At 68.3% G+C, this 12594-nt stretch carries 11 protein-coding genes; 8 read left to right on the forward strand and 3 right to left on the reverse strand.

Going from position 1 to position 12594, the window contains the following annotated elements; genetic code table 11:
- The first annotated feature begins 14 nt into the window (after nucleotides 1-14).
- The 3 genes from thrS (at nucleotide 15) to IG04_RS0119175 (ending at nucleotide 3854) form a co-directional block, all read left to right on the forward strand.
- A complete protein-coding gene (gene thrS / locus IG04_RS0119165; protein ID WP_030478035.1) occupies nucleotides 15-2021 on the forward strand; it encodes a threonine--tRNA ligase in 2007 nt (668 codons plus the stop codon).
- Nucleotides 2018-2566: an HIT family protein gene (locus IG04_RS0119170; RefSeq protein WP_030478036.1), complete on the forward strand. Its 549-nt coding sequence runs from the start codon at nucleotides 2018-2020 to the stop codon at nucleotides 2564-2566. The genes thrS and IG04_RS0119170 overlap by 4 nt, the downstream gene beginning before the upstream one ends.
- A gap of 448 nt (nucleotides 2567-3014) precedes the next feature.
- The gene (locus IG04_RS0119175; protein ID WP_030478037.1) at nucleotides 3015-3854 is read left to right on the forward strand and encodes a helix-turn-helix domain-containing protein; all 840 of its coding nucleotides are present in this window, start codon (nucleotides 3015-3017) and stop codon (nucleotides 3852-3854) included.
- Between the two features lie 164 nt (nucleotides 3855-4018).
- On the opposite strand, the gene IG04_RS46570 is transcribed toward IG04_RS0119175, so the two are convergent.
- Entirely contained in the window at nucleotides 4019-4177 is a 159-nt protein-coding gene (locus IG04_RS46570; protein WP_157512950.1) for a hypothetical protein, read from the reverse strand.
- A 561-nt stretch (nucleotides 4178-4738) separates the two neighbouring features.
- On the opposite strand from IG04_RS46570, the gene IG04_RS0119185 reads away from it, so the two are divergent.
- On the forward strand, nucleotides 4739-4909 hold the full coding sequence (locus IG04_RS0119185; protein ID WP_245816683.1) for a hypothetical protein: 171 nt from the start codon (nucleotides 4739-4741) through the stop codon (nucleotides 4907-4909).
- Nucleotides 4910-5461: 552 nt separating this feature from the next.
- Here the strand turns inward: IG04_RS0119185 and IG04_RS0119190 are convergent.
- A complete protein-coding gene (locus IG04_RS0119190; RefSeq protein WP_144065673.1) occupies nucleotides 5462-6316 on the reverse strand; it encodes a hypothetical protein in 855 nt (284 codons plus the stop codon).
- A gap of 706 nt (nucleotides 6317-7022) precedes the next feature.
- Between IG04_RS0119190 and pgsA the strand changes: the two genes are divergently transcribed.
- The 4 genes from pgsA to IG04_RS0119210 are packed head-to-tail and all read left to right on the forward strand — an operon-like array spanning nucleotide 7023 to nucleotide 10580.
- Nucleotides 7023-7625 carry a phosphatidylinositol phosphate synthase gene (gene pgsA / locus IG04_RS0119195; RefSeq protein WP_030478040.1) on the forward strand — a complete coding sequence of 201 codons (603 nt, stop codon included), beginning with the start codon at nucleotides 7023-7025 and terminating at the stop codon, nucleotides 7623-7625.
- A complete protein-coding gene (locus IG04_RS0119200) occupies nucleotides 7622-8524 on the forward strand; it encodes a phosphatidylinositol mannoside acyltransferase (RefSeq protein WP_030478041.1) in 903 nt (300 codons plus the stop codon). Before pgsA ends, IG04_RS0119200 begins: the two co-directional genes overlap by 4 nt.
- On the forward strand, nucleotides 8521-9633 hold the full coding sequence (locus IG04_RS0119205) for a glycosyltransferase family 4 protein (RefSeq protein WP_030478042.1): 1113 nt from the start codon (nucleotides 8521-8523) through the stop codon (nucleotides 9631-9633). Before IG04_RS0119200 ends, IG04_RS0119205 begins: the two co-directional genes overlap by 4 nt.
- Nucleotides 9630-10580 (forward strand): NUDIX hydrolase, encoded by a 951-nt coding sequence (locus IG04_RS0119210; protein ID WP_030478043.1) that lies wholly within the window; start codon nucleotides 9630-9632, stop codon nucleotides 10578-10580. Before IG04_RS0119205 ends, IG04_RS0119210 begins: the two co-directional genes overlap by 4 nt.
- On the opposite strand, the gene IG04_RS0119215 is transcribed toward IG04_RS0119210, so the two are convergent.
- A complete protein-coding gene (locus IG04_RS0119215) occupies nucleotides 10540-12591 on the reverse strand; it encodes a tetratricopeptide repeat protein (protein ID WP_144065674.1) in 2052 nt (683 codons plus the stop codon). The two genes, IG04_RS0119210 and IG04_RS0119215, sit on opposite strands and share 41 nt — an antisense overlap.
- Between the last annotated feature and the right edge of the window lie 3 nt (nucleotides 12592-12594).

The following is a 12594-nucleotide window of genomic DNA, read 5'->3' on the forward strand; positions in this document are numbered from 1 at the left end:
AGAACCCGCCGCGCGTGGTGGTTCCGGCTGGGACGACGGCGGGCACGGCCGTGCGCGAAGCCGGTCTCCCCGGCAAGGGCTCCGACGCGATCGTCGTCGTGCGCGACGCCGAGGGCCACCTGCGCGACCTGTCGTGGACCCCGCAGGTCGACGTCGAGGTCGAGGCCGTCGCCGCGGACACCGAGGACGGCCGCAGCGTCGTCCGCCACTCCGCCGCGCACGTGCTGGCACAGGCCGTGCAGCAGCAGTTCCCCGAGGCCAAGCTCGGCATCGGCCCGCCCGTGAAGGACGGCTTCTACTACGACTTCCAGGTCGAGAAGCCCTTCACGCCCGAGGACCTGCAGGCGCTCGAGAAGCGCATGAAGCAGATCATCAAGTCCTCGCAGCGGTTCTCCCGCCGCGTCGTCGAGTCGATCGACTCCGCGAAGGCCGAGCTGGCCAAGGAGCCGTTCAAGCTGGAGCTCGTCGACATCAAGAGCGACGTCGACACCAGCGAGATCATGGAGGTCGGCGGCGGCGAGCTGACGATCTACGACAACCTCGACCCGCGCTCCGGTGAGCAGGTCTGGGGCGACCTGTGCCGCGGCCCGCACGTGCCGACCACCAAGCACATCCCGGCGTTCAAGCTGACCCGCGTGGCCGCCGCGTACTGGCGCGGCAACGAGAACAACCCGCAGCTGCAGCGCATCTACGGCACCGCGTGGGAGTCGCAGGAGGCCCAGGACCTCTACCTGGAGCGCCTGGCCGAGGCCGAGCGCCGCGACCACCGCAAGCTCGGTGTCGAGCTCGACCTGTTCTCGTTCCCGGACGAGATCGGCTCCGGTCTCGTGGTGTTCCACCCCAAGGGCGGCATCATCCGCAAGGCCATGGAGGACTACTCCCGGCAGCGGCACACCGAAGAGGGCTACGAGTTCGTCTACTCGCCGCACATCACCAAGGGCAAGCTGTTCGAGGTCTCCGGTCACCTGGACTGGTACAAGGACGGCATGTACCCGGCGATGCACCTCGACGCCGAGTTCAACGAGGACGGCACGGTCCGCAAGCCCGGCCAGGACTACTACCTCAAGCCGATGAACTGCCCGTTCCACGACCTGATCTTCAAGGCGCGCGGCCGGTCCTACCGCGAGCTGCCGCTGCGCATGTTCGAGTTCGGCGGCGTCTACCGGTACGAGAAGTCCGGCGTGGTGCACGGCCTGACCAGGGTGCGCGGCATGACGCAGGACGACGCGCACATCTTCTGCTCGCGCGACCAGGTCCGCGACGAGCTGAAGTCGCTGCTGACGTTCGTGCTGGACCTGCTGCGCGACTACGGCCTGAACGACTTCTACCTGGAGCTCTCCACCAAGAACCCGGAGAAGTTCGTCGGCCCGGACGACGTCTGGGAGGAGGCGACGGAGACGCTCGCCTCGGTCGCCCAGGAGTCCGGTCTCGAGCTCGTGCCCGACCCCGGTGGCGCTGCGTTCTACGGCCCCAAGATCTCCGTGCAGGCGCGGGACGCGCTCGGCCGCACCTGGCAGATGTCGACCATCCAGCTCGACTTCATGCTGCCCGAGAAGTTCGAACTGGAGTACACCGGCCCGGACGGCTCGCGCCAGCGCCCGGTCATGATCCACCGCGCGCTGTTCGGCTCGGTCGAGCGCTTCTTCGGCGTGCTGACCGAGCACTACGCGGGCGCGTTCCCGGCGTGGCTCGCGCCGGTGCAGGTCATGGGCATCCCGGTGACGTCCGAGAACGCCGACCACCTGTTCGCGGTGCGCGACGTGCTGAAGAAGGCCGGCATCCGGGTCGACGTGGACGCGTCCGACGACCGCATGCAGAAGAAGATCCGCAACCACACCATGCAGAAGGTGCCGTTCATGCTCCTGGCCGGCGCCAAGGACGTGGAGGCGAACGCGGTGTCGTTCCGGTTCCGCGACGGCACGCAGATCAACGGCGTGCCGGTGGAGCGGGCGGTCGAGCAGATCGTCGAGTGGGTCGGCCGACGCGAGAACGCCTCGCCCACGGCGGAACTGCTCTCGTGACGCCTGAGTTCTCCGAGCAGGCCGGTGTGGGGGTCCACGACGCGTTGCAGCGCCTGTGGACCCCGCACCGCCTGTCGTACGTGCAGGGCGCGGGCAAGGCCGACGGCGACGAGCCCGCCGGCTGCCCGTTCTGCCGCGTGGTCGAACTGTCCGACTCCGACGGTCTGATCATCGCGCGCGGGGCCGAGGTCTTCGCGTTGCTGAACCTGTACCCGTACAACCCCGGTCACCTGATGGTGCTGCCGTACCGGCACGTGGCGGACTACTCGGAGCTGACGGTCACGGAGACCGCGGAGCTCGCCGCGTTCACGCAGAGGGCCATGAAGGTCGCGCGGCACGTGGCGGCGCCGCACGGGTTCAACATCGGCATGAACCAGGGCGTCGTCGCCGGGGCGGGGATCGCCGCCCACCTGCACCAGCACGTGGTGCCGCGGTGGGGTGGGGACGCGAACTTCATGCCGGTCATCGGGCACACCAAGGTGCTGCCGCAACTGCTGGGGGAGACCCGTCAGCTGCTGGCCGACGGCTGGAAGGCAGTCGACTGATCGTTTCGCAGTGTCTATCTGTTGACTTTCGATAGATCGCGAGCGGCAGTCGATCTATACCTCGACTGCACGACGACGCTCTGGACCTCGGGCTCATCGGGTTCGTGCTGATTCTCGGTGCCATCGGCCTTGGTGTTCGCGCGGTATTGCGGGCTAAACGAGGCGTTTAGTCAGTGTGTCCGTGATTGAAAGCCGTACTAATTGTTGGACAAAAGAGTGACAAAAACCACTCAACTTGTCTGCGCTGGATAATCAACGGTGTTCCCGCGTGGGACGGAACAGCTTTCGGTTGCACCTTTTGGGTGTTTTTCTCCAGTCGATCGAGACGTAACAGCAGCACAAAGCGATTCCAGGTAGGTGAGATCACCCACCTGGAGGTGTCAACTGCGAGTCAAGTCCCCGCCGATGGCCGATCGTCTCACCGTGTGCGAATGGTTACGGTGCGAACATGACCGCACCTGAGCGTTCGCGATTAGCGAGAGAGCGGCTTTCGCGTGAGCTACGCCGGTTGCGCACCGAGGCGAAGATGACCGGCACGGCCACCGCCCGTGCCACCGGGATGAGCCAGTCCAAGCTGTCGAAGATCGAGAACGGCATGCTGCTCCCGTCCGTGACGGATGTGGAGCGTCTCGTGGCGGAACTGGCCGCCGCGAGAGAGACGCGCATCGAACTGGTCGAACTCGCCAGGTCGCTGCACGCGGAGGCGGAAACCCGTCGCGTCGTGCTGCACCGAGGAGCGCACCGCCACCAGCAGACGATCAGCCGCGTGGAGGCGCGGGCCGCGACATCGAGGTTCTTCCAGGTCAACCTGGTACCCGCGCTGTTGCAGTCCGAGCCCTACCTGCGAATCGTGCTGGGGACGATGCCGCATTCGGAGCAGGAGGCCGCGGTGGCCGCCCTGCGCACCCGCCGATCCCGGATGGACGACCTGGCGAAGCAGTTCGTGTTCGTGCTCTCCGAAAGCGCGCTGCGCTGGCGGATGGGCTCGGCGGAGCTGATGGCGGAACAGGTGGAACACCTGGCCGCGATCCAGCGCCGCCCGAACGTCCGGCTCGCCGTCGTGCCGTGGTCGGCGGACGCGAACGTGGTCGCTTTGCACGGTTTCCACATCTACGACGAGCGTGTCGTGACGGTCAGCGTGCTGACCGGCAACGCCACCATCACCGACCCGCTGGACGTGCGCGAGTACCTCGCGTTGTTCGGGCGGCTGGAGCGGCTGGCGGTGCGAGGGGAGGAGTTGCAGGCACTGCTGAAGCGCATCGCCGAGGACCACCGCCGGCTCGGGTAGGCCCTGCTGATCGCACGCGGGGGCCCTATCGCACTCCCCGGGTTTCCCTCATTTGGTGACCTACTCGTCACCTAGAGACCCTGAGCACGTTCAGGGAGACGCCGTTTCCGCTGGTCAGCGTATCAGCGGGAACGACGTCTCTCCGTGGTGGTGTGTCTGTTCTGCTAGGACTGAAGGTCGGCCGGCAGCACCTTCGCAGCAGCACGCGCCGGCTCGGAGAACGGCGTCTCGGTGCCGCGTCGCCTCGCGATCCGGATGGCGTTCGCGCAGTGAAGCAACTGCGAGATGCCAGGTCCCAGTCCGACCAGTCGATCAGCAGGCATCTCAACACGTTCGGTTTCGTGCTGAACGAGCGTCGACAGGGAAGCCCCGATACCTGCCCACTACGTGTCCGGTAGCGCGGCCGCAGCCTCCAGGCCGCCTGCCGCCCGTCCACGCAAGGCACGACGAGGTCTGGTGGGACGACTGAAGCGTGCTGTTCCGGTTACCCGCCGCGCCCCGGCGCTGCTCCTCGTCGCCGTCCTGCTCGGCGGCACCATCGCTCCATGTGGACAGAAACGCAGTCGCGGCTGGGACGCGGAACCCGTCCGGCCACAGCCGTCCTCACCGCGCCTCCGGCGGCAACCACACCACCCGACCCGGCGCCGCAACCGCCGCCACGAGACGAGAACCCGGCGGCCTTGCAGATCCCGCACTGCTCGACCGCTGGATCAACCAGGCGTCAGCCGCACTGGCCTGGCACGGCGAACCGCCGATCACCGACCGGGCCGCCGTCCGGCTGAGCATCGCCGGTATCCGCTACGCCCGGAACCGCTACGGCTCGGAGTGCCGCGTCCTGGATCGGCGGCCTGCTCGCCCTCGTCTTCGGTCTCGTCGGCGCCGACGTGTTCACCGCCGGCCAGGGCGACGCGATCACCGGCGTGATCCAGGCGGCGCTTACCGCGCTGGCCGCGTTCGGCGTCGTGGCCGCCACCGAACGGCGCGTCACCCCGATCAGCGACCCCCGCGACGCAGACGGCTGCCCGCTCACCTCAGACACCGGCGACCTCGGCTGACCCGGCCGACACGCGACACAGCAGGAGGTGACCAGCCCTGACCGGCACGCCGCGCAAGCGCGAGCGGCTGATCACCCAGAACAGCGGACCCGCCGCAGGCGAACGAAATCGAGCGGGTGGCTGAAACCTTCCGCCAGATCGACGCATGTCGCAACGCCAAGCCCTGACACTCAATCCGCTTTATGTCGAAGCAGGTCCACATCGAAGAACGGTGTGCCTCTGCTCGATAACGAGCGGAGGCACACCGTCAGGCCTTCTCCGGTTCCTGCCAGGAACTTATGGCGAGCCCTTTAACTGCCGTTCATTTGACTACTCGCGACGCCGGGCAATGGTGCTGGTCAGAGAAACAAGGACCGCAGCAACGCAAAGTAGTGCTGTGATCCGATCAGCTCTTTGCACACCCGACATATCTCCCCACGAGAGGGCAGAGGCGATCACCGCTGCGAGGAACAACACCCACGGAAACTTGTTCACCCGGCACCCGTTCGGTTCGACGATTCCGGCCTAGTCGAGGGCCATCGTACCGCCAGCGCCGAGCACGACTCGCCCTTCTCAGAAGTTGGCGTAGATGGGACCCGACCCCTTCTGCAACGCGGGCGTGATGTTCGTGTACGCGATGCTCAGGAAACCCCACCCCGCAGAGGCGCTCAAACCTGCGTTACTGTCCTGGTTGTGCTCGAAGGCGTAGGCGGCGCCGATCTGGGCTGCGGCGCAGTCGTTCTGGACCAAGACCTCGGTGAAGCCGTGATCAAAGTTGGTGACGAAGCCTGAAACTCGATCCCGGATGCCGCTGATCGGCGCACCTGTGGATAGGCCCGAGTCCTTGAGGTAGGCGGCGTTGGCCGTCTGGTTGCCCCGATAGTCGTAGGTCAGAGTCGTGGTGCCGAGGATGCGCATGCAGCCCTGGAGTTTGACCGACACGCTGGACATGTCGTCAGGGTTGCTGCCGTTGACGTAGTTGTCGCGGAAGTCCCAGTTTCCGCGAGCCTTGATGCGTCGCGGCGGTCCGACAACGGGAATGAACTGAACGCTCACGTTGAAGGCATCGACTGGCACAGCGCCCATGACCTGCGCGTCAGGGCGCTGCTTGTCGACGCCCTGCTTATCGGCCAGCTTCCATGCGGCGCGTCGTCCATCGAGCACCCTCTGAGCCTGCTCGCCCGTGAGCATGCCCTCGACCCCGTTGACGGAAACCTGCGTCTTCTGCCCGGTGTACTTCTCGACAAGCCGCTCAAGACCCGCCATGTCTTGCGGGTGCTCGCGGCCGTAACGATCGATTTCGGCGTTCTGTTGCTCCCAGACCTGTGCCTGATCCCCTGCAGGCGCGGCAGTCGCCACAGCCGGAGCCGTTGCGGCAAACGCAGCCACCAGCGCGCAGCCAACTGCGCGTTTCATTGCCAAATTCACTTCAACCACCTCTACTTCAGCATCAAAGCAAGGGCAGGCGAAAAATGAGAAGCACAAACGCGCCTCTCCCCCTCGATCCCCCTGCGTCGCCTCACCCCCTCGCGAGGCGACAGCAATGAACGTAACAGAAGATCATTAATAGGCGGCGGTGTTCTTGAGTCTCTGGGGGAGATCATGAACTGTGAAAGGTTAACAACCAGATGCGGTTCACTCAATTGCGCTAACGGAAACTTCGCATCGATGCAAAACCAGTGCGGAGTGCAGGAAGTTCAGAGGGTTGAGATATGGCGGGCGTCACGTCGCCTCAGTTGCACGGGTCGTACAACAACTACAGGCTCACATAGAAGGTACGTCTCATGAAATGGCGCCCGCCCCGGAAGTCCGGTGCGGGCGCTCGTTCGCATGCAAGAGCGTTGCTGCTGCGGCCATCGGCCCACGGAACAGTGTCAGGGACGGGCGTTGTTCGTGCTTCACGCGGCGAGGGGCTTCCTCGGCTCCGTCTTATGAGGTGGGGCCATCCTTCCAACGGCCGATCGCGTCAATCAGCATCGCTCGCCGCTTGATGAGGTCGTCTGTGCTGTCCCACTGCGCGACTGAGAGGTCAACTAACGAGGTAAACCCCCGACCGCACGAAAGCTCCCCGCGTGCGATCAGGCAAGGGGCGCGATGGGTGTGTTTCACCAGTCCAGCTAGGCTGCGACCTGCCATGCTGAACATCTTCGCTCGCGCGTCCGTCTCGCGCGTCACCGATCCGGTCGGGGCGTGGCTGCTGGCGCGTGGCCTCACGCCCAACGCCGTGACCGTGGCCGGCACGATCGGTGCCGTCGCGAGTGCACTGTGGTTCATTCCCCGCGGGCAGCTGTTCCTGGGCTGCGCGCTGGTGACGTTCTTCGTGCTGCTCGACCTGATCGACGGCGCCATGGCCCGCGCCCAGGGGCCGACCAAGTTCGGTGCCGTGCTCGACGCCACCTGTGACCGCATCGCGGACGGGGCGTTGTTCGCGGCGCTCACCTGGTACGCGTTCGACACCGGCGACCGGTGGACGGCCGCGGCCGGGTTCATCTGCCTGGTGGCCTCGCAGGTCATCTCCTACGTCAAGGCACGTGCCGACGCGACCGGGCTTTCCGCCGACGGCGGGCTGGCCGAGCGGGCCGAGCGGTTCATCATCGCGTTGATCGGTGCCGGGGTGCAGGGGCTGGGAGTGCCACACCTGATGGCCATCTCGCTGTGGCTGCTCGCGGCGATGACGGTCGCGACGGTGCTGCAGCGGATCTTCGCGGTCGCGAAGTCGGCGCGGGAGGCCGCGTGAACCTCGCGACCCTTGGATACAGCGCCGGGTGGCGGCTGATCCGCCTGCTGCCGGAGTCGTGGGCGCGCGGGTTGTTCCGCGCGGGTGCCGACTACGCGGTGAAGCGCGGCGGCCCGAGCATCGACCAGTTGCGCCGGAACCTGAGCCGGGTCGTGCCGCAGGCGGGCGAGGACGAACTCGACGACCTGGTGCGCGACTCGCTGCGGTCGTACGCACGCTACTGGTGCGAGGCGTTCCGGCTGCCGTCGATGGACCTGCGCGCCGCCCACGAGAAGCACAGGTTCCAGGTGTCCGGCCAGGAGAACCTCGACGCGGCGCTGGCGAACGGCACCGGTGCGATCGCCGCCCTGCCGCACAGCGGCAACTGGGACATGGCGGGCGTCTGGCTCGTCGGCCACTCCGGCACGTTCACGACGGTGGCCGAGCGGCTCAAGCCCGAGTCGCTGTACCGCAAGTTCGTGGAGTTCCGCGAGACGCTGGGCTTCGAGGTGCTGCCGCTCAACGGCGGCGACCGTCCACCTGCGACGGTGCTGGCCGAACGCCTGCGCGCCAACAAGGTCGTGTGCCTGCTGGCGGACCGCGACCTGACGTCGTCCGGCGTGCCCGTGACGTTCTTCGGCGAGCAGACCCTGATGCCCGCGGGCCCGGCACACCTGGCGTCGACGACGGGCGCCGCGCTGCTGCCGGTCGGCTGCTGGTTCACCGAGGACGGCTGGCACTTCCGCATCCACCCGCCGATCAAGGTGAGCAACGTCCAGACCGCCACGCAGGCCGTCGCGGACGTGTTCGCCGCCGACATCGCCGCGCACCCGGCCGACTGGCACATGCTGCAGCAGCTCTGGCTCGCCGACCTGCCCGAGAAGCGTCGCGCCGCCCTTTCCCGGAGGCTTTCGCGGTGAAGGTCGGCATCGTCTGCCCGTACTCCTTGGACGTGCCCGGGGGAGTACAGGCCCACGTCGTCGACCTCGCGCGCGCCCTGATCGGACTTGGCCACGAGGTGAACGTCCTCGCGCCCGCCGACGACGACCAGGCGCTGCCGTCGTTCGTCACGTCCGCGGGCCGCGCGGTCGCCATCCCGTACAACGGTTCCGTGGCACGTCTCAGCTTCGGTCCCGTCTCGTATACGCGGGTCCGCCGCTGGATCGACGAGCACCAGTTCGACGTCCTGCACCTGCACGAGCCCACTGCGCCATCGTTGTCGTTCCTGGCGCTGGTGGTCGCGGACGGCCCGATCGTCGCCACCTTCCACACCTCGACGCCGCGCTCCAAGATGCTGTCGGCGTTCCAGGGCGTGCTGCAGCCGTTCCTGGAGAAGGTCACCGCCCGCATCGCCGTCTCGTCGCTGGCCCGCCGCGTCCAGGTCGAGCACCTCGGCGGTGACGCGGTGGAGATCCCGAACGGCGTCGACGTCGACTTCTTCGCTTCCGCGTCCACTTTGGACGGCTATCCGCGCGCCGGTGGCACGCTCGGCTTCGTGGGCCGCTACGACGAACCGCGCAAGGGCATGCCGGTGCTGTGGGAGGCGTTCGGCCTGATCGCCGACGAGTTCCCGGACCTGCGCCTGCTCGTCGTGGGCCGCGGCGACAACCCGTTCGACGGCCCCTTCTCCGACCGCGTCGACCTGCTGGGCCAGGTCAGCGACGAGGACAAGGCCCGGATGCTGCGTTCGGTGGACGTCTACGTCGCGCCGAACACGGGCGGCGAGTCGTTCGGCATCATCCTGACCGAGGCCATGTCGGCCGGTACCGCGGTCGTGGCCTCGGACCTCGACGCGTTCCGGCGCGTGCTGGAGGACGGCAAGGCGGGCGTGCTGTTCCCGGTGGGCGACGCGCGGGCACTGGCCGACGCGCTGCGCCCGGTGCTGCGGGACTCGGCACTGCGCGCCGAGTACGTCGCCGTTGCCTCCCAACGGGTGCAGGCCTTCGACTGGTCCGTCGTGGCCTCGCAGGTGCTGCGCGTGTACGAGACGGCCATCGCCGCCGATCCGCGCCGGGTGAGCGAGGCATGACCACCGCACTGGTCGTCGTCGTCCTGGCTTTGCTGCTCGCCGCCTGGGTTCTCTCGATCGCGAACCGCCTGGACCGCCTGCACGTCCGCACCGACGCCGCCTGGGCCGCCGTCGACGCCGCCCTGGCCCGCCGGGCCGTCGTGGTCCGCGCGCTGCTGGACCCCGAACTCTCCGCCGCCGCGTCCAAGGCCGAGGCCGCCTCGCGCGCCGACCGCGAACTCTTCGAGAACGAACTCTCCGCGCTGCTGGGCGCCCTGGACCGGTCCGCTCTGCCCACCGCGCTGGCCGCCGAACTGTCCGACGCCGAGGAACGCGTCATGCTTGCCCGCCGCGTGCACAACGACGCCGTGCGCGACGCGTTGTTGCTACGCCGCCGCCGCGTCGTCCGCTGGCTGCGCCTGGCCGGCACGGCGCCGCACCCGTCGTACTTCGAGATCGCCGAGCCGGCCTCCCCGTCGGACGCCGTGCTGCTCACGCCCCGGCCGTCCGCGCGCGTGCTTCTCACGGACGTCCAGGGCCGCGTGCTGCTCTTCCAGGGCTTCGATCCCGCCCGCCCTCAGGAACTCTTCTGGTTCACCGTCGGAGGTGGCGTCGAGGAGGGCGAGGAACTGCGGGACACGGCCGTGCGCGAGGCGTTCGAGGAGACGGGTCTCAAGCTCGCGCCGGAGCAGCTGACCGGCCCGATCTGGCGCCGTCGTGCGGTGTTCAGCTTCGACGGCGAGACGTTCGACGCCGAGGAGTGGTTCTTCCACGCCTCCGTCGACGGCGACCTGACGATCGACACCTCGGGCTTCAACGACGTCGAGGAGACCAGCATCTCCGGCTACCGCTGGTGGAGTGCCGAGGAGCTGGAGTCCACAGAGGACACCGTGTATCCGGTGCAGCTGGCCGAACTGCTGCCCGAGCTCACGAAGGACTGGGACGGCCGGGCTCGTCCGGTTCGCTGACGCCGCGCCAGTGCTCCAGCTTCTCGCGGGTCGCGCGGACGTCGGGGTGGAGCTCGCCGAGCACCCTGATCTGATCCTCGACCAGCACCTCGAACTCCTCCACCGCGCCGGCCGGATCACCGGTCAGCGCCCGCCACTGGGCGAGGCTCCACCGGGTCCACAGCGTGCGCGGGTGGTCCGCGCCCAGCACCCGGATCTGGTCCTCCAGCAGGTCTTCCAGCTCGTCGGCCGCGTCGTCTGCTTCGCCGGCCTCGGCCAGGACGGCGGCGAGACCGGAGCGTGCCTCCAGAGCACTGGGATCATCCGGGCCCACGATGCGCTCCAGGTCCCGCACCAATGCCTCGAACGACTCCACCGCGCGGTCGTGGCTCCCTGTTTTCGCCTGCGCGAACGCGAGGTTGTGGCGGGTGGTCAACGTGCTGGGATGATCCGGGCCGAGCACCCGCATCTGGTCGAAGAAAAGGTCCCTGAACGCTGTGGCCGCTCCGGCCCTGTCGCCCGAGATACCGAGCCAGTATGCGTGGTTGTTGCGGACTCTCAGCGTCTCGACGTGGTCCGGCCCGAAGAGCCGCGTCACGTCGACGAGCAGGGCCCGGAACCCCTCGACCGCTGCGGCCGCGTCGCCTCCGCTGCCACGCCAGCCGGCGGCGTTGAATCGGCAGAGCAGGGTGTCGAGGTGATCGGGACCCAGCTGCCTGGTCGCGGTGGCCTGCAGATCGTCGAAGTGGCGGACGGCGTCCGCGTGGTAGCCGGCCTCGCCGAGGCTCCTGCCCGCGCGGAACAGCAGGAAATGACCTCCGGGACACCACAGGTGAACGCCACCGGCGTCGGCGAGCGCCTGGGCGTTTGCCCGCAACACCTGTCCCAGCAACGGATCCGTCACGACGTCCGGCCACACCTCCTCCAGCGCGTCCGCGGCGGCTTTGACCACGACTCCGGCCCGTTCGTCGGACCACGCCGCGCGGGTGGCGCGCTGCACGAGCGAATGCACCCGCACCTCGCGTGACCCCTCGCTGAAGGCGACCAGACTCAACCGGTGCAGGCACCCGAGCCCGTCCCGTGCATCGGCCTCGTCCACGCCGAGGAAGTCGAGCATCGTCCGCGTCGTGAAGACCGCCACCGGAATCCCGTTGGGCTCCAGCACGCTCGCGACGTCGAGCAGCGGCCGCACCACCCCGGTCCGCGCGAGCCGGTCGGCCTGCTCGACCGCCAGCGACCAGGTCGCCGCGGTGGGGTCGAGCCGCTCCGGCAGCAGAGCGCGGTACTGCGCGCACGACAGGTGGTTGTCCAGCATGTTCGCCGCGGCCTGGGCCAGCGCCACCGGCAGCCCGCCGAGCTCGCGCACCAGCCCGTCGTCGTCGAGCAACGCGGGCTGGTCGGCCAGCGCCGTTCGCAAGTAGGCGATCCCCTCGGCCTCGGTGAACGCCTCGACGGAGACCAGCCGCCGCTGGTGCCCGCGCAGGACGGCGTCCCGGCGCAGCGTCGTCACGACCACCTGGCCACCGTCCGGCGGCCACAGCCCGTCGAGATCGGCGGGCGTCCGCAGGTCGTCCAGCACCACGAGCCACGGTTCGTGCGTGCCCGCCAGCCACTCCAGGAACGTGCGTGCGCCCCGTTCCGGATCCTCGACGCCGAGGAGTTTCGTGGCCACATCGGCGTAGCCGGAGACGATCGCCTCGCGCGAGGTCGCCGTAATCCACACCAGCAGGTCGACCTCACCGGCGGCCCACTGCCGTTCGGCGTGGCCCGCGGCCAGCTGGCTCTTGCCCACCCCCGGCAGTCCGGACAGCACCGTCACCGGAGCGTCGAGGTCGACGGACCGTTCCTGGAACGCGGCCGCGCGCGGAGGCACCAGGCCGCACCGCAGCGGCAGGGTGGCCCGAGCCGGACCGGGGTGCTGGTGGTGGTGGAAGTCGCCGGTGACGGCGCCGACCTGCAGGACCACCCCGTGCACGTCTCCGTGCACGGTGTTCTCCACGGACTGGGTGGGCAGGTCGGCGTCGTCAGGCATCAA

The sequence above is a fragment of the Lentzea albidocapillata genome (genome assembly GCF_000719115.1).
In the GTDB taxonomy this organism is placed as follows: Bacteria; Actinomycetota; Actinomycetes; order Mycobacteriales; family Pseudonocardiaceae; genus Lentzea; species Lentzea albidocapillata.

Coding starts and splice junctions, on each gene's coding strand:
- IG04_RS0119175 (WP_030478037.1), top strand. CDS start 3,015: ATGACCGCACCTGAGCGTTCGCGATTAGCGAGAGAGCGGCTTTCGCGT.
- IG04_RS46570 (WP_157512950.1), bottom strand. CDS start 4,177: ATGCCTGCTGATCGACTGGTCGGACTGGGACCTGGCATCTCGCAGTTG.
- pgsA (WP_030478040.1), top strand. CDS start 7,023: ATGCTGAACATCTTCGCTCGCGCGTCCGTCTCGCGCGTCACCGATCCG.
- IG04_RS0119210 (WP_030478043.1), top strand. CDS start 9,630: ATGACCACCGCACTGGTCGTCGTCGTCCTGGCTTTGCTGCTCGCCGCC.
- IG04_RS0119215 (WP_144065674.1), bottom strand. CDS start 12,591: ATGCCTGACGACGCCGACCTGCCCACCCAGTCCGTGGAGAACACCGTG.